17 protein-coding genes are annotated in these 14,827 nt (G+C 37.0%); 14 read left to right on the top strand and 3 right to left on the bottom strand.

Features of this window, described 5'->3' with window-relative positions; translation table 11 throughout:
* The first annotated feature begins 68 nt into the window (after positions 1–68).
* Positions 69–752 (top strand): TerC family protein, encoded by a 684-nt coding sequence (locus tag AC0KUU_RS19470; RefSeq protein ID WP_043981397.1) that lies wholly within the window; start codon positions 69–71, stop codon positions 750–752.
* Positions 753–787: 35 nt separating this feature from the next.
* Here the strand turns inward: AC0KUU_RS19470 and AC0KUU_RS19465 are convergent, their stop codons facing one another.
* On the bottom strand, positions 788–1,339 hold the full coding sequence (locus tag AC0KUU_RS19465) for a helix-turn-helix domain-containing protein (protein ID WP_165574936.1): 552 nt from the start codon (positions 1,337–1,339) through the stop codon (positions 788–790).
* 95 nt (positions 1,340–1,434) lie between these two features.
* On the opposite strand from AC0KUU_RS19465, the gene AC0KUU_RS19460 reads away from it, so the two are divergent.
* From AC0KUU_RS19460 to AC0KUU_RS19450, 3 genes are all read left to right on the top strand, one after another.
* A complete protein-coding gene (locus AC0KUU_RS19460) occupies positions 1,435–2,160 on the top strand; it encodes an AzlC family ABC transporter permease (RefSeq protein ID WP_237074391.1) in 726 nt (241 codons plus the stop codon).
* The gene (locus AC0KUU_RS19455) at positions 2,157–2,486 is read left to right on the top strand and encodes an AzlD domain-containing protein (RefSeq protein ID WP_016764847.1); all 330 of its coding nucleotides are present in this window, start codon (positions 2,157–2,159) and stop codon (positions 2,484–2,486) included. Before AC0KUU_RS19460 ends, AC0KUU_RS19455 begins: the two co-directional genes overlap by 4 nt.
* Before the next feature lie 452 nt (positions 2,487–2,938).
* Positions 2,939–4,837: an endonuclease MutS2 gene (locus tag AC0KUU_RS19450; protein ID WP_322552251.1), complete on the top strand. Its 1,899-nt coding sequence runs from the start codon at positions 2,939–2,941 to the stop codon at positions 4,835–4,837.
* A 185-nt stretch (positions 4,838–5,022) separates the two neighbouring features.
* Here AC0KUU_RS19450 and AC0KUU_RS19445 read toward each other — a convergent pair whose 3' ends face one another.
* Positions 5,023–5,436 carry a DUF1259 domain-containing protein gene (locus AC0KUU_RS19445; RefSeq protein WP_029715116.1) on the bottom strand — a complete coding sequence of 138 codons (414 nt, stop codon included), beginning with the start codon at positions 5,434–5,436 and terminating at the stop codon, positions 5,023–5,025.
* Between the two features lie 114 nt (positions 5,437–5,550).
* Complete coding sequence (locus AC0KUU_RS19440; protein ID WP_043981401.1) at positions 5,551–6,207, bottom strand: DUF975 family protein; 657 nt, start codon at positions 6,205–6,207, stop codon at positions 5,551–5,553.
* Positions 6,208–6,632: 425 nt separating this feature from the next.
* On the opposite strand from AC0KUU_RS19440, the gene AC0KUU_RS19435 reads away from it, so the two are divergent.
* The 10 genes from AC0KUU_RS19435 (at position 6,633) to AC0KUU_RS19390 (ending at position 14,822) form a co-directional block, all read left to right on the top strand.
* Positions 6,633–7,037: a CBO0543 family protein gene (locus AC0KUU_RS19435; protein ID WP_322552250.1), complete on the top strand. Its 405-nt coding sequence runs from the start codon at positions 6,633–6,635 to the stop codon at positions 7,035–7,037.
* A 101-nt stretch (positions 7,038–7,138) separates the two neighbouring features.
* Complete coding sequence (locus AC0KUU_RS19430) at positions 7,139–7,495, top strand: nuclear transport factor 2 family protein (RefSeq protein WP_097822777.1); 357 nt, start codon at positions 7,139–7,141, stop codon at positions 7,493–7,495.
* An 83-nt stretch (positions 7,496–7,578) separates the two neighbouring features.
* Complete coding sequence (gene lepB, locus AC0KUU_RS19425; RefSeq protein ID WP_025751067.1) at positions 7,579–8,139, top strand: signal peptidase I; 561 nt, start codon at positions 7,579–7,581, stop codon at positions 8,137–8,139.
* A 292-nt stretch (positions 8,140–8,431) separates the two neighbouring features.
* On the top strand, positions 8,432–8,995 hold the full coding sequence (locus tag AC0KUU_RS19420; protein ID WP_322552249.1) for an NAD(P)H-dependent oxidoreductase: 564 nt from the start codon (positions 8,432–8,434) through the stop codon (positions 8,993–8,995).
* Between the two features lie 237 nt (positions 8,996–9,232).
* Complete coding sequence (locus tag AC0KUU_RS19415; protein WP_097822775.1) at positions 9,233–11,275, top strand: BglG family transcription antiterminator; 2,043 nt, start codon at positions 9,233–9,235, stop codon at positions 11,273–11,275.
* 36 nt (positions 11,276–11,311) lie between these two features.
* Entirely contained in the window at positions 11,312–11,797 is a 486-nt protein-coding gene (locus tag AC0KUU_RS19410) for a PTS sugar transporter subunit IIA (RefSeq protein WP_322552248.1), read from the top strand.
* A 1-nt stretch (position 11,798) separates the two neighbouring features.
* Positions 11,799–12,095 (top strand): PTS sugar transporter subunit IIB, encoded by a 297-nt coding sequence (locus AC0KUU_RS19405; RefSeq protein WP_322552247.1) that lies wholly within the window; start codon positions 11,799–11,801, stop codon positions 12,093–12,095.
* A gap of 42 nt (positions 12,096–12,137) precedes the next feature.
* Positions 12,138–12,422: a PTS sugar transporter subunit IIB gene (locus AC0KUU_RS19400; RefSeq protein ID WP_050691017.1), complete on the top strand. Its 285-nt coding sequence runs from the start codon at positions 12,138–12,140 to the stop codon at positions 12,420–12,422.
* Between the two features lie 55 nt (positions 12,423–12,477).
* The gene (locus tag AC0KUU_RS19395; protein WP_097822772.1) at positions 12,478–13,749 is read left to right on the top strand and encodes a PTS galactitol transporter subunit IIC; all 1,272 of its coding nucleotides are present in this window, start codon (positions 12,478–12,480) and stop codon (positions 13,747–13,749) included.
* Positions 13,750–13,775: 26 nt separating this feature from the next.
* The gene (locus AC0KUU_RS19390) at positions 13,776–14,822 is read left to right on the top strand and encodes a galactitol-1-phosphate 5-dehydrogenase (RefSeq protein ID WP_322552246.1); all 1,047 of its coding nucleotides are present in this window, start codon (positions 13,776–13,778) and stop codon (positions 14,820–14,822) included.
* The last annotated feature ends 5 nt before the right edge of the window (positions 14,823–14,827 follow it).

Below are 14,827 nucleotides of genomic sequence, written 5' to 3'. Positions count from 1 at the left end.
AAAAAGGAGGAAAAGGCTCGGACATTTAGAGGAGAAACGTTACATAAAAAGAGAAGGTGGAGGTAACTATGGAGGAACTAATTGGGGTATCAGTGCAAGGTTTGCTGCAAATTATTTTTCTTGATTTAATTTTAAGCGGGGATAACGCAATTGTTATTGCAATGGCGGCTCGTAACGTACCAAAAGATTTACAAAAAAGAGCGATTTTAATTGGAACAGGCGGCGCGATTGGTCTTCGATTATTATTTGCGGCTATTATTGTCCCTTTATTGAAAATACCATTAATCGGAGCGGTCGGCGGTTTGATGCTAGTGTGGATTGCATATAAATTATTAGCGGACAATCACGATCACGGCGACAATCCTCAAGGTGGAGCAACGGTATGGAGCGCGGTTAAAACGATCATTATCGCAGATGCGGTCATGTCATTAGATAACGTATTAGCTCTAGCAGGTGTAGCTCACGAATTTGTCCCGATTATGATTGGTGTATTAATTTCAATTCCGATTATTATTTGGGGAAGCAGCTTTATTATGAAAGCAATGGAAAAATTTCCGATTATCATTTACGCTGGAGCGGCGATGCTTGCATGGTCTGCTGGAAAAATGATTGTTGAAGATAAAATTATCGGCGGATTTGTTCCAAACACAGCTTTACATCTCGCTGTTCAAGTTATCTTAACTATTGCAGTTGTAGGCATTGGGTACATGAAAAACAAAAAAATGAAAAAAGAACAAGCCCACGCAGCTTAAAAAAAGAGCGTACGGATGATCCGTACGCTCTTTTTTTATGATTCGGGGTAGTGCATAAGCAAAAAAAAGCTTGCTTCTTCTTCAGAAGAATTGATATAGCTGTGAGAGGTATTTCCTGAAAAATGCAGAGCATCTCCCGAGACTAATTCATGTTCTTCATTTTCAAAACGAACCGTTAATTCGCCTTCTTTAATAAGTAAGTATTCATCTCCTAAATGAGTTTTCGCTTCGTGCACGCATCCAGGCTTTAATGTGACGATGTAAATTTCAAACTTTTTTTCCGGATGATAAGGAAAAAAAGAATATACTAAGTAATCACCTTTGTTGTCCGTGACGGGATCTAGCTGTTGTATGCTTACTTTCTGCACATCCGGGGTGTCTTCTTTCATAAATACAGAAAAAGAGACTTGAAGGCCGTTGGCGATTTTCCAAAGCGTGGTAACCGTGGGACTGGATTTACCCTTTTCAATTTGTGCAAGCATTGCTTTACTAACACCGGTTAATTCGGAAACTTGATCAAGCGTCAAATTTCGATTTTTTCGTAATTTAACAAGATTTTTAGCAATAATATCTTGAATCGCGTCCATTGTTGTACTCCTTTAATTATTATAAAGATAGTATAACATACCGTTGTTTAATATAACGTATAGATGTATAATATAGCAGAAAAGGAGGGAGTACGGTGATTGCAGAAAAAGCAGTACAGCAAAGAGAAAAAATGGACTTAACGTTCAGACAAGGGGCTAAGGATTGTATCCCTACGCTACTCGGTTACATAAGTATAGGGCTTGCGGCTGGGATCGTTGGAGTATCCTCGCATCTTTCCGTTATGGAAGTTGCTTTATTATCAGCGCTCGTGTATGCAGGGGCAGCACAGTTTATTATTTGTGCACTGATGGTTGCAAACAGCTCGATTTCAGCTATTATTCTCACAACATTTATTGTAAACTTACGACACTTTCTTTTGAGCGCTACGGTCGCGCCTAAATTTACAAAATATTCGTTATTAAAAAACGTCGGAATTGGAGCCCTTCTAACGGACGAATCATTTGGGGTGTCTTCAAGTAAAATTGCAAAAGGTGAGCAAATTAATGACCGCTGGATGAACGGATTAAATATAACGGCTTACGTCAGCTGGATTATCGCCTGTACGACAGGAGCTATTTGTGGCCATATGCTATCTAACCCGGAAGCCTTTGGGTTTGATTTTGCCTTAACGGCTATGTTTTTAGCTCTGCTTGTTTTACAAATTGAAAGCGTGTTACCTTCAAAGCTTAATCATTACTTGCGTTTAATTCTTTATATGGCGATTATTATGATTGTGCTGTCTTTTTTCGTACCTTCACATGTGGCCGTATTGATTTCAACCATTATTGTAGCGACAATTGGGGTGGTGACGGATAAATGAGCATCCACTACCCAACACTCATCGTTATTTTAGGGTGTGCCCTTGTTACCGTAGTTCCTCGCATTGTTCCTTTTTTAGTTGTACGTAACATCGCGCTGCCAGAACCCGTATTAAAATGGCTATCCTATATTCCTATTTGTATTTTAACCGCACTTGTTGTAGAAAACTTTATCATTCAAGCAAATGACAGCGTAAAGATTAACTGGCCCGTCATTATCGTAGTTATTCCAACCTTACTGATTGCCCTGAAAACAAAAAGTTTATCCATCACCGTTATTAGCGGAGTTGGAATGATGGCGCTGCTTCGTTTTTTTCTTTTGTCATGAAAGCTCAAGTTATGCTCTTGAGCTTTTTTACTGTCTCCTTTACGCACGCTTTTTCATATAGTATGATAAGAGTGTAAATTAGAAGCCAATGAAAACTAAAATATAGATGAGGTGCTTTTATGAGCGGAGTAGTATCTAAATAGGAACAATTGAATGAAATAAATTAAATAAGCAAGACGGGTATTTTTTGGAGAATGAAGGTACCCTTTATTTGCTTATGGATTTATTTCACTGCCTATGAAGATACCTACAATGCTTTATAAAGGGTTCGGCATTTGTCGCGAAAGAGGCCTCTGTTTTTACAGAGCTTTCTTTTGTGATATGTGTTTAGACACCTTATGAACGCAAAAAGCTGTGGGATCACCACAGCTTTTTTTGTTTATCTTTTTCATTGCCTTCTAATAAATAGGTATCTTCATATGTGATGACAAATCATAGTGAGGAGAAAAACCATGAATACGATGACATTTGAAAAATTGCAGTATCAGGAATTAAAAGAAATCGTAAAATCTCACTGCGTAAGTGAGCTGGGAAAACAATTAATGGATAAACTTCAGCCGAGCACATCTCTTAAAACAGTAAAAAACCGACTTAAAGAAACAACGGAAGCACGAAGACTTCTAGATGCTGAGAAATCACTTCCGCTATCAGGTGTCTCAGGTATAGGAAGAGTCATCGAAAAGCTTGAAAAAGGCATGATTTTAGAGCCCGAAGAGCTAATGCGCGTATCCGATTTTTTAAAAGGCTGCAGAAAAGTAAAACAATATATGGTGGATAAAGAATTTTTTGCTTCGCTCTTAAGTTCCTATGCCCATTCGATGAAAGAACTGACAGGTATAGAAGAGGAAATTAATTTTGCCATCAAAGCCGGAAAAGTAGACGCTGCGGCAAGCAAAGAGCTCAAGCGTATCAGAAGACATATAGAAGGAACGGAAGCGAAGATTTCAGAACAGCTTGCGAAATTTTTACGAAACGGTAAAAACAAAGAGTATATTCAAGACTTCTTCATCAGTAAAAAAGGAGATCGCTATACGATTCCGATCAAGGCATCCTATAAAAATCATGTTGGAGGAACGATTGTTGAAACATCTTCTAAAGGGTCAACAGTGTTCATAGAGCCGGCATCTATTACAAAGCTGAATGCGGAACTAGCGATTTTGAAAGCAGAAGAAGAGGTAGAAGAATATCAAATTTTAGCGTCTTTAACAGGTTTAGTGTTAGAGAAGCTAGCTGATATTCATATTAATTTAGAGCTAATTAGCCAATACGACATGGTGTTTGCCAAAGCAAAATACAGTAAACAGGCAGACGGAATCGAACCTAAAATTAATGATTATGGATATATTCATTTAAAAGGGGCATATCACCCGCTGTTAACTGGTAAAAGTGTTCCGCTTCACTTCGAAATTGGCGAGAATTATCGAAGCTTAATTATTACGGGACCTAACGCAGGAGGAAAAACCGTTGTCTTAAAAACGATTGGGCTACTGACACTCGCTACAATGTTAGGATTTCATATTACAGCTGATGAAGGAACAGAAATTGCATTGTTTGAACATATTTTTGTCGATATCGGCGACAACCAAAGTATTGAAAATGCGCTGAGCACCTTTTCCTCACACATGAAAAATATATCGGCTATTTTGCAAAAAGCAACGAACAATACGCTGCTCCTATTCGATGAAATTGGCAGCGGCACCGAACCGAATGAGGGAGCTGCACTTGCGATTGCAATCTTAGAAAAGTTTTATCATATGGGCTGCATAACGGTCGCGACTACGCATTACGGAGAAATTAAGCGTTTCTCAGAAATTCATCCTGACTTTATGAATGCCGCGATGCAGTTCAACAGTAAAACATTAGAACCGCTGTATCAGCTGTTAATTGGCACATCTGGAGAAAGCAATGCGCTTTGGATTTCAAAGAAGATGAAGGTAGAAGAAGAGATTTTACAAAAAGCAAAGTTCTATATGGAAAGCAAATCGTATGATACAGAAGTCGTCAGAGAAAATAAAATAAAAAAACCAACTATTTTGAAGGAAAAGAAAAAAGACCGTGTTGAATACCAAATGGGAGATCGAGTCAAACTGTTAGATTATGAAAATCATGCGATTGTGTATAAGTCTAAAGACAACACAAACAATATAGTCGTACTCTATCAGAATGAGTTAATTGAAGTAAACATTAAGCGAGTAGCTCTTGAAATCAAAGCTGCTGAATTATATCCCGAAGGCTATGACCTCGATTCGTTATTTATTAGCTATAAAGATCGAAAAGAGCAGCATGATCTGCAGCGAGGATCCAAAAAAGCATTGCGGAAAATTGAAAAAGATATACGCGAAAATAGATAAAGCAGAAGCCCAGCACTTATAAGAAAGTGCTGGGTTTTGTTTTTATGCAGCTTCTCAAAAATACATAGCGCCCTTTTGTTAATGACTTAAAAGATAAGGAGGTTTCCTTTAGCTATATTAGTAATCTATAGGTATAAAAAACATCTTTCACCTCTCTAATATACCTGAGAGATGCGTTTAATAAATTATTCATTTGTCGGAACGGGAAGACTCTTGAGGGTTGTAAAACAAAAAGCCATTTTTTTCGCAAAATGTAAAGGAGGCTCGACAGATTGAATATGAAGATACATAAGGACCGGTTCTGTAAAAAGCCAATGGTTATGCAAAGCGCTTACGATAAGACCTTGCCGTGCAGCAGCTTCTGTAAAACGGGGGATTTCTTCTTGTAAAATAGCAATCTCAGCCAAGTTTAACGCGTTTCCCTGTGCGTCTATCGCTTCAAATGATACACCAACAGGAACGACAGAGCTGCTTTTCCGCCCTTGAACATGAGCTTGAAAGCTTCTTTTAAGAGACACTGAGCATCCTGTTGGACTAACTTTGCTTTTAGCGTTTAAAATCTGGCCAAACTGCTGACAAATTTCATTTGTAGTATACATATAAGCTCCTGCCTTTCTTCTAGACTCTTAGTAAGCTTTATGACATCAGAGCTTCACTTATGCAAACAGTGTTCTTATAAAAAAATCCCCTTCACGTTGAAGAGGATTTTTTTATTATTCAGCATGCGATGAGCGTTCATTTAACAAATTTTCATAAAAACGGGCAAGTGAAGCAGAAAGGTATGGAATAGACCATAAAAAGCCGATTCCTAGTGTAATAATACTTAATAAAAACCAGCCAAGAAAGCTTAGTAGCAGCAGGAAGTACTGTCCTTTATAACCATTCATCAACCTGCGGCTTTCTGTAATCGCTTGATTCATCGAGTAAGTAGGATTGTCTTTACAAATATAGTACGTTTGTGAATATGCCAGTGCTTTGATAATTCCAGGAATCAGTAAAAGCAGTGACCACAGCATCACATAAAGAGTCATCAGTACATAAATTCCTAGTGACTTTACATAAAGACCGAAGTCTTGGAATGTTTTAAACAAATGTCCCAATCGGACAGATTCACCTCGCGCCAAACCTAAAAATGCCCAGTAGTTCGCCATGAGAAGAGGCGAAAAGACAATAGCAAAGGCAGTTGAAATCCATGACGCCGAATCAGATTCATCTTTCATCCAATTGTCATAGCCGCCGCTTGCCACAATTTCAAATGGAATAGGCAGAAGCGTATATACTCCGTACGTCACCACCGTCAGTAAAATCGCAAGTCCCCAGCGATTCTTTAAAGAAGCTTTAGCTTCTCTTTTAATCGTACCGATGTTCATGTTGTTCCTCCTTTAATGTTGCAAAACAGTATCTTTTTGCTCGTATTAACATGTAAACCATGCACAATTGTTAATTTTGTATGAAATGAAAATAATAGTCAATAGGTTCTGAGATGAAAAGCAAAGCTCCTGCGAAAAATTTTTACTAGACAGATAGAAATCGCTAAATAGGTACAATCTGCTTTTGAAGAAAGAGGAGGTGCAAAAGCACTGTGTGAGATGCTTTATTTTAGTATGAAGTGAAACTCTCATGGACAGACTTTCTAAGATAGGAGGGATTTCTATGTTTGAAATGATCAAAATGATGCAACAAGTCTTAAATGAAAAGGAATTTTCTTATTGGGTTCATCAAGATCTTTTTAGTTTTCAATGGTGGCTCATAGTGGTGATAAACGCTCTTTTTTTGCTGCTTTTTTACTTTTTTATTGATAGACAGCGCCTCTTTTTTATGCTTCTCGTTTTTTTTTATCAGCTTTGACATAGTCGGTTTGGTAGATGAATTCGGGAAATTTTTTAACCTGTGGTGCTATCCTCACCAGATGCTTCCGTTTACAGATCGCTTCAATACGGTTGACTTTGCTATTATTCCGGTAAGTATCGCACTCGTCTACCAATTTTTTAGCAAATGGAAATTTTTCTTCATCGCACATGCCGTTAATTCTGCCATTATTGCTTTTATAGGTATTCCGCTATTTAGAGCGCTGCATTTATATGAATTGCTGAACTGGACAATTTTTTATTCTTTTCTCACAGTATTTATCATAGGAATTGTGGTGAAAATCATTAGCGATTGGATGGCAGGTAAGAATAGACGCTATAGAATCAGCTGAACAAACCATACTTATATCTATACGGGATATGAGTATGGTTTGTTTGTATGAAAATAACGCGTTATTTCTTTATAATAAGCGTAAGAGGAGATGAATAAAAAATGGAGAACGCTACCCAAATATTTTATGAATTAGAATGCATGCACTTAAAATCAGAAGTACGAACCTCTGCTAAAGAGCTTTCAAACATTCTTGCAGATGATTACGTGGAGTTTGGCAGTTCGGGCACGGTATGGAAACGAAAAGATTACAATAACAATCATGTACTCTCGCCAGATGTATTCGAAATCTCTCATTTTCATATAGACGTATTGTCTCCTGACTGTGTATTAACTACCTATCATCTTATGAACCATACGGCAGAAAAAAAGACGCTTCGCAGTTCTATTTGGCGAAAAAGAGAAGAAAAGTGGCGTTTGTTTTTCCATCAAGGCACAGTGACAAACGGTGATCAATAAATAAGATTATTCGGTTATTATTATACTTTCCCTCTATTTGATGCTATGATGAAAGTATATTTTGACGTAAGGGATGTTTTGAGATGAGCAAAAATAACGTAAAAAAAGAAGTGTTTTCATGGATTAAGTCCATTGTTATTGCATTGGTTATTGTAGTGGGAGTTCGCCATTTTTTATTTGCGCCAACTACAGTTCACGGGGAATCGATGTATCCAACGTTTGAAGATTCAAACCGCGTTATTTTAAATAAAATCAGTGATGTTGATCGCTTTGATATGATTGTATTTCATGCACCGGATGCAGATGAAAATTATATTAAACGTGTAATTGGATTGCCAGGAGATACGGTAGAAATGAAAAACGACGTTCTATATATTAACGGTAAAGCTTATAAAGAGCCGTATTTAAAAGAATCTAAAAAATCTCTTGCACCTAATGAAAAATTCACGGAAGATTTTACGCTTCAAACGCTGCCTGCAACTGATGGCAAAGTGAAGGTACCGAAAAATTCACTGTTTGTAATGGGGGACAACCGTCCTGTAAGTCATGATGGACGAGCATTTGGCTTCATTCCACAAAAATCAGTTATCGGAAAAGTGCAGTTTCGCTACTATCCATTAAATGAAGTAGGCGAACCGAAATAAAAAAAAGGAAAAAAGGCTGGCGGAATTTAATTCGCCAGCCTTTTTTATTGGGTTAAAAGAACTGATTTTTAAAAACGATTTGCTTTATGCAAGTTAAACATCTTCTAAGAAATCAGTAAATTAGACCTTGTTTTTTTCTTTGTTTAGGAAATCATAAGGGTGTTTAAAAAGGGACTTCTAGGTGCCTATGTTACTTCAAAGTAAGAGATAGTACTGATAGGTAAGTAGTTTTTATGGGTATACAGATATATGAAGATAAAGAAACAAGGATTTTGGAAAGGAGCAGGTCAGCATGAAAAACGTATTAATCATTAATGGACACGAGTATTATAAAAAATCAAAAGGAGAGTTAAATCAAACGATTTTTAACGAAATGCAGCATTTACTCGCTGATCAATTTGACATTAAAACAACGGTGGTTGATAAAGGCTACGAAGTAGAAGAAGAAATTGAAAAGTGGCTATGGGCTGATGTTGTGATTATGCAGACGCCTATTTACTGGTTCAGCATTCCCGGAAAGTTTAAGCAATATATTGATCGCGTGTATATGGATAACATTTTCTTTAAAGGCTCCAATCAATACGGGCGAGGCGGCTTATTAACGGGGAAAAAATACATGTTTTCTCTCACGTGGAATGCGCCGGAAGCTATTTTCGACAATGACGAAGCTTTCTATGAAGGAAAAAGTTTAGACGAAGCCATTATGCATTTGCATAAAATGAATCAGTACGTCGGTATGAGTCCACTTCCAACTTACTCTATTCATGATGTAGTCAAACATCCAAACATTGATCACTACAAGCATAAATTAGAAAATCATATAGCAGAAGTATTTGGAATAGGAGAGCATCAATAAAAATCGATACTACAAAAAACCTGACTGAACAGTCGGGTTTTTTTATTCACTGTGACGCAAAAATCGTAGTCAAAAACAGTTTTTCTTTTTCTTTCTGATCACTAGCGAAATGTCTACAATGGTAAGGAAGAGTTAACCATCAAGTTGCACAATAACTCGACCAGAAGTGGTAATGAAAGCGCAAACATTTTAGTAGGGATCAGTGATAGAATAAATTTAAGCAAGGGGGGACAATTGATGCATCTAGATGAAAGGAGCAATTTAATTTTAAAAAGAGTAGTTAGTAATCCAGGTATTTCTAATATGGAATTAGAGAGAAAATATCATCTTTCACGGAGGCAGATTAGCTACAGCTTTACAAAAATTAATGACTGGTTAAAGAGTAACAACTATCCAAAAATTCAGCGAACGAACGGGGGGAATTTTATTATTGATCCTCTTCTAATGGAGCTGTTTGCTGAAAAAGTCGAACACTCTGCTGGAAGCTATATTCCGTCTGAAAAAGAAAGAGCTCAATTAGTTTTGCTGATGCTATTAAGCAGCGAAGAAGAATTATCTTTACTTCATTTCTCGAGCTCGCTATCAGTGAGTAAGAATACGATATTAAGAGATATGAAATACACACAAAAACTTGTAAATGATTATAATCTTGAAATTGTTTATTCACGAATGTATGGATACGACATAGTCGGAAGTGAATGGAATAAAAGAAAGCTGCTTATTGAAGTACTGCGGACCGTCTATGACATGTATCAAGGTGAGACGTATATTCAGATGTATACAGGAATTTCAAAGGAAGAAATTCAGAAGTTAAAAGGGCAAATGGAAAAAGTAGAAAAGCGTTTAGCCCTTCAATTTATCGATCAAAAAATAAAACTTCTTCCATATACAATAGCTATTTTGTTAAAAAGAATTAAAAAAGGAAACTTAATTAAAGATCCTTATCATATTGACTATGAAGAATTATCGGATACAAAAGAGTTTGAAGCTGCTGAAATTTTAATTGAAGAAGCTGCTTGTATCCCCAAGGAAGAACGGTTATTTATTACACTACAGCTGCTTACATCTAATGTTCTATCTTCTCAATTTTTAAGAGATGAAGAAACTCTTGAACTAAAATCTTCACTGAAGGATAGTCTTGCATTATTTGAGAAAAAAGCATGTATTACTTTTAAAGAAAAAGAAAAGCTGCTTCAAAAATTAGTGCTGCACATGAAACCTGCTTACTACCGTATTAAATACCAGCTAACTACTAACTATTCAATAATTAAAAAAGTAAGTGAAGAATTTGAAGCCATTCACTATATTGTAAAAGATTCATTAAAGCCTTTTGAAACTTATATTGGCTGCCCTATTCCTGAAAGCGAAGTAATGTTCATTACCGTTTTTATTGGTGGACATTTAATTAACAGTGGCGAAACGATACAGCTGAAAAAGAGAGCGGTTGTTGTTTGTCCTAACGGGGTATCCATTTCACATTTGATGGAGCACACGCTGCGCGATTTATTTCCAGAGTTTTATTTCTACGAAGCTCTTTCAATTCGAGAATTTGAGCAATCAAAAGCAGAATTTGATATGGTATTTTCTCCTGTTCCTGTCCAGACTTCTAAGCATTTATTTATTGTGGAACAATTTATTTCAGATTTTCAAAAGCTGCAGCTTCGGCAGAGAGTCATTCAAACCATATTCGGTTTAAATACATCCGTTGTAAACATTGAACAGTTAATAAGTGTCATTGAAAAGTACGCAAAAGTTGATCAAAAGCCTCAACTTCAAAAAGCGCTGCAAGATTATTTTTCTCTCCAAGTATTAAACGAAACAAGTGAAAATCAAGAATACAGTTTAGCAGATTTAATTACACCCGAAACAATTGTGCTGCGCGATCAAGTGGAAAGCTGGAAGGAAGCTATTTCAATAGCCGCTTCCCCGCTTTTACATAAAGGTATTATTACTGAAGCTTATATTGATAAAATGCAGGAACAATATCCGTCTATATCTCCACATATTGTACTAAGACTTAATGTTGCAATACCTCATGCAAGCCCTGAGGATGGTGTTCAAGCAGTAGGCATGAGCTTACTTAAGTTAAAAGAAGGCTTATTGTGCGGAGAGCAAAAAGTTCATTTTATTGTTGTTATCGCAGCTATTGATAAAAAGAAACATTTAAACGCTATGCTGCAGCTGATGAAGTTAGCGGAAATGAACGGGGTAATAAATGAGATGAAACGGCTAAATGAAAAATACAAAATCTATGAAATAATTAAAACGCACTCTATCTAATCATGGTACAGAATGTATAGCAAGGAGGATACAATCGTGACATTACAGCCTTTTTTAAAAGAAGAGTTATTGAAGTTAAATAGTATATGTAAAGATCAAGCAGATATCTTTGAAATAGTGTACAAAGAGGCATTTGGCAAAGGGTATGTCGGTGAAAACTTTTTGACAAAAATTAAAGAAAGAGAAGCATCTTTTCCGACGGGGCTCCAAATAGGCGATTACAGTGTAGCAATCCCTCATACAGATCCAGAGCACGTTTTTGAACAATTTATTAGTGTGATTACCTTACAAAAACCTATATCGTTTTATTTAATGGATGATAATACAAAAAAAGTGGATGTGCGCATTGTGCTTCTATTAGGTTTAAACCAGCCTCACACCCAGTTAACAGTACTTCAGGAGCTGATGCAAACAATTCAAGATCAGCAAAAAATAGAGCAATTATTACAGGCTCAAAATCAAAGGGATGTTCAAGCTATTTTTAACGGAGTTGAAAAAATTAGTACAAAAGGGGAGAAGTAAAATGAAAAAGTATACGGTATTAGTAGCGTGCGGAGCGGGAATTGCAACATCAACAGTGGTGTGTGAACGAGTAGAAAATTTATTAAAAGATAACGGCATTAACGCGGAAGTTGTGCAATGTAAAATTGCCGAAGTAGCTTCCCGCCAAGAAGGAGCGGATTTAATTGTATCGACAACAATTTTACCCACAAAGTACAGCATTCCAGCATTAAGCGCAACTTCCTATATCACAGGGATTGGCATGGAAGCACTGGACCAAAAAATAATAGATGCCTTAAATAAAACCTTTGCTAAGTAATTAGTCGGAAAATTAAAAATAATAAATCAGGAGCTGAACAAAATGAAAAAATATACGGTATTAGTAGCATGCGGAGCGGGAATTGCAACATCAACAGTGGTGTGTGAACGAGTAGAAAATTTATTAAAAGACAATGGCATTAACGCGGAAGTTGTGCAATGTAAAATTGCCGAAGTAGCTTCTCGCCAAGAAGGAGCGGATTTAATTGTATCGACAACGATTTTACCTACAAAGTACAGCATTCCGGCATTAAGCGCAACCTCCTATATCACAGGGATTGGCATGGAAGCACTAGATCAAAAAATTCTGACGCATTTACAAGCATAGGGATCACGCGTTGCCTCCATTTTAGGAAATGACAAAAGAAAAATGAGGGATGGATATGGATAAACTTCTATCAGGTGTGCAAGCAGTATTAAATCTAGGACCTACAGTTATTTTACCAATTGCCATTTTTATCTTAGGCCTGTTATTTAAAACAGGAGCAAAAAAAGCGTTTAAATCCGGAATTACAATAGGAATTGGTTTTGTCGGCATCAACTTAGTTATTGATTTACTTGTAAAAAACTTAGGACCAGCAGCACAAGCAATGGTTGAACGATTTGGATTAAATCTAACTGTTATCGATACGGGATGGCCTTCTGCTGCTGCAATATCTTGGGCATCTCCCGTTGCAGCTATACTAATTCCTGTTTGCTTGTTTGTAAATATTATTTTGCTTTTGTTAAAACTGACTAAAACGCTTGATATTGATATTTGGAACTATTGGCACTTTATCGCTGCTGGCGCAACAGGATACGTTGTCACAGGAAGCTGGTGGTTTGCAATATTGTGTACCGTTCTGTATGAAATTGCTGTTTTATTTGTAGCAGATAAGACAGCGCCAATGGTTCAAAAATTTTACGGGTTAGAAGGAATTTCTCTTCCTACGGGCTCTACAGCTGCATTTGGACCAATTGGTATTTTGGTAGGTATGGGTGTATCAAGGATTCCAGGGATTAAAAGGTTGAACGCAGATCCCGAATCTATTCAAAAACGTTTTGGTATTTTCGGTGAACCAATGATGATGGGTTTAATCTTAGGGTGTGTAATCGGTATATTAGCAGGCTATGACCTTGGTAAAGTTTTTCAAGTAGGTATTTCAATGGGAGCGGTTATGCTTTTGATGCCTAGAATGGTTAAAATCTTAATGGAAGGACTTATTCCAATTTCTGAAGCAGCTCGTTCTTTTCTTCAAAAACGATATGGTAATCGTGAAATATATATTGGATTAGATGCGGCTCTTGCAGTAGGACATCCATCCGTTATGGCTACAGCACTGTTACTTGTCCCTATTACATTACTTTTAGCTGTCATTCTACCTGGAAATAAAGTATTGCCGTTTGGGGATTTGGCAACCATTCCTTTCTATGTAGCTTTTGTTGTGGGCTCATTAAGAGGGAATATTATACACTCTCTTATTTCGGGCACTGTTATGGTAGCGCTATCACTTTATATGGCAACGAATTTTGCAGATGTGCATACACAAATGTTATCAGGAGCTCAGTTTTCTATGCCAGAAGGTGCAACACAAATTTCAAGTTTAGACATGGGAGGAAACTTATTTAACTGGCTTATTCTTAAATTCTCTCAGCTGTGGGCTTCTATTTTTTAAAATAGGGATAAACAGGAGGTAAGACAATGAAAGCAGCTGTGCTACATGAAAAAAATAAAATCATTTATCAAGATATTGGGATTGATTCTTGCCGAGCGAATGAAGTCAAAATAAAAGTAATGGCAGCAGGAATATGCGGATCGGATACACACAAAATGACAAGCAGATGGAAGTATCCGCTACCTGCCATTATGGGACATGAATTTGCTGGGTATATCGTTGAAAAAGGGGGAAAAGTAGTAGATTTGAACGTTGGAGACAGAGTAGCTGCTATTCCGTTTAAACCGTGTAGCACATGTGAATATTGCCAAAAAGGGCAGTATTCACTATGCGAAAACTACGGAATGATTGGTGCGCAATCATTTGGCGGATTTGCTCAGTATGTCAATATTCCAGCTTCAAATGTTATACAAGTAGGAGAGATGGACTTTGAAGAAGCAGCTATGATAGAACCTTTAGCAGTAGCGCTTCATGGAGTACTTAATATTCATCCGCAAATAGGAGACACTGCAGCGGTCTTTGGAGCAGGAGTCATTGGCATGCTGACGATTCAATGGTTGAAAATTGCGGGTGTAAAAGAAATCATCGCCATCGACATTTCTAGTGAAAAGCTTGCAGAAGCGAGGGCCATGGGTTGTGAAAAAGTGATTCATACCCGTTATGAAAATGTCCTTGAAAAAATCAATGAATATACAAAAGGAAGAGGAGTGGATCTTGCACTCGAATGTGCAGGTTCCACTGTCACTCAAGAGCAGTGCCTGCTTGTTACTTGTAAAAAAGGGAAGGTTGGATATTTAGGTATTGCTTATTCAGATGTGTGTTTATCTGAAGCAGCATTTGAGAGTATTTTTAGAAAAGAGCTTACATTGCAAGGTTTCTGGAACTCTTATTCTGCACCGTTTCCCGGGAAAGAGTGGAAAACAAGCGTTGACTTTATTTTAAATGGAAAGATTAGATTAAAAGAATTAATTTCTCATCGATTTAAGTTAGAAGACACGCAAAAAGCATTTAATATGATTATTAATCGAGAAGAAGCTTATGGAAAAGTGTTAATAATTCCAAATAAGGAGTGAAAAAA

Source organism: Priestia sp. ST2, from assembly GCF_055810735.1.
Note: the sequence above shows the minus strand (reverse complement) of the source record. Positions and strands in the feature narration are given on the sequence as shown.

Bases quoted from the DNA above. Each gene is read 5' to 3' on its own strand.
- AC0KUU_RS19470 (WP_043981397.1), top strand. From the start codon at position 69: ATGGAGGAACTAATTGGGGTATCAGTGCAAGGTTTGCTGCAAATTATT.
- AC0KUU_RS19465 (WP_165574936.1), bottom strand. From the start codon at position 1,339: ATGGACGCGATTCAAGATATTATTGCTAAAAATCTTGTTAAATTACGA.
- AC0KUU_RS19455 (WP_016764847.1), top strand. From the start codon at position 2,157: ATGAGCATCCACTACCCAACACTCATCGTTATTTTAGGGTGTGCCCTT.
- AC0KUU_RS19450 (WP_322552251.1), top strand. From the start codon at position 2,939: ATGAATACGATGACATTTGAAAAATTGCAGTATCAGGAATTAAAAGAA.
- AC0KUU_RS19445 (WP_029715116.1), bottom strand. From the start codon at position 5,436: ATGTATACTACAAATGAAATTTGTCAGCAGTTTGGCCAGATTTTAAAC.
- AC0KUU_RS19440 (WP_043981401.1), bottom strand. From the start codon at position 6,207: ATGAACATCGGTACGATTAAAAGAGAAGCTAAAGCTTCTTTAAAGAAT.
- AC0KUU_RS19430 (WP_097822777.1), top strand. From the start codon at position 7,139: ATGGAGAACGCTACCCAAATATTTTATGAATTAGAATGCATGCACTTA.
- lepB (WP_025751067.1), top strand. From the start codon at position 7,579: ATGAGCAAAAATAACGTAAAAAAAGAAGTGTTTTCATGGATTAAGTCC.
- AC0KUU_RS19420 (WP_322552249.1), top strand. From the start codon at position 8,432: ATGAAAAACGTATTAATCATTAATGGACACGAGTATTATAAAAAATCA.
- AC0KUU_RS19415 (WP_097822775.1), top strand. From the start codon at position 9,233: ATGCATCTAGATGAAAGGAGCAATTTAATTTTAAAAAGAGTAGTTAGT.
- AC0KUU_RS19405 (WP_322552247.1), top strand. From the start codon at position 11,799: ATGAAAAAGTATACGGTATTAGTAGCGTGCGGAGCGGGAATTGCAACA.
- AC0KUU_RS19400 (WP_050691017.1), top strand. From the start codon at position 12,138: ATGAAAAAATATACGGTATTAGTAGCATGCGGAGCGGGAATTGCAACA.
- AC0KUU_RS19395 (WP_097822772.1), top strand. From the start codon at position 12,478: ATGGATAAACTTCTATCAGGTGTGCAAGCAGTATTAAATCTAGGACCT.
- AC0KUU_RS19390 (WP_322552246.1), top strand. From the start codon at position 13,776: ATGAAAGCAGCTGTGCTACATGAAAAAAATAAAATCATTTATCAAGAT.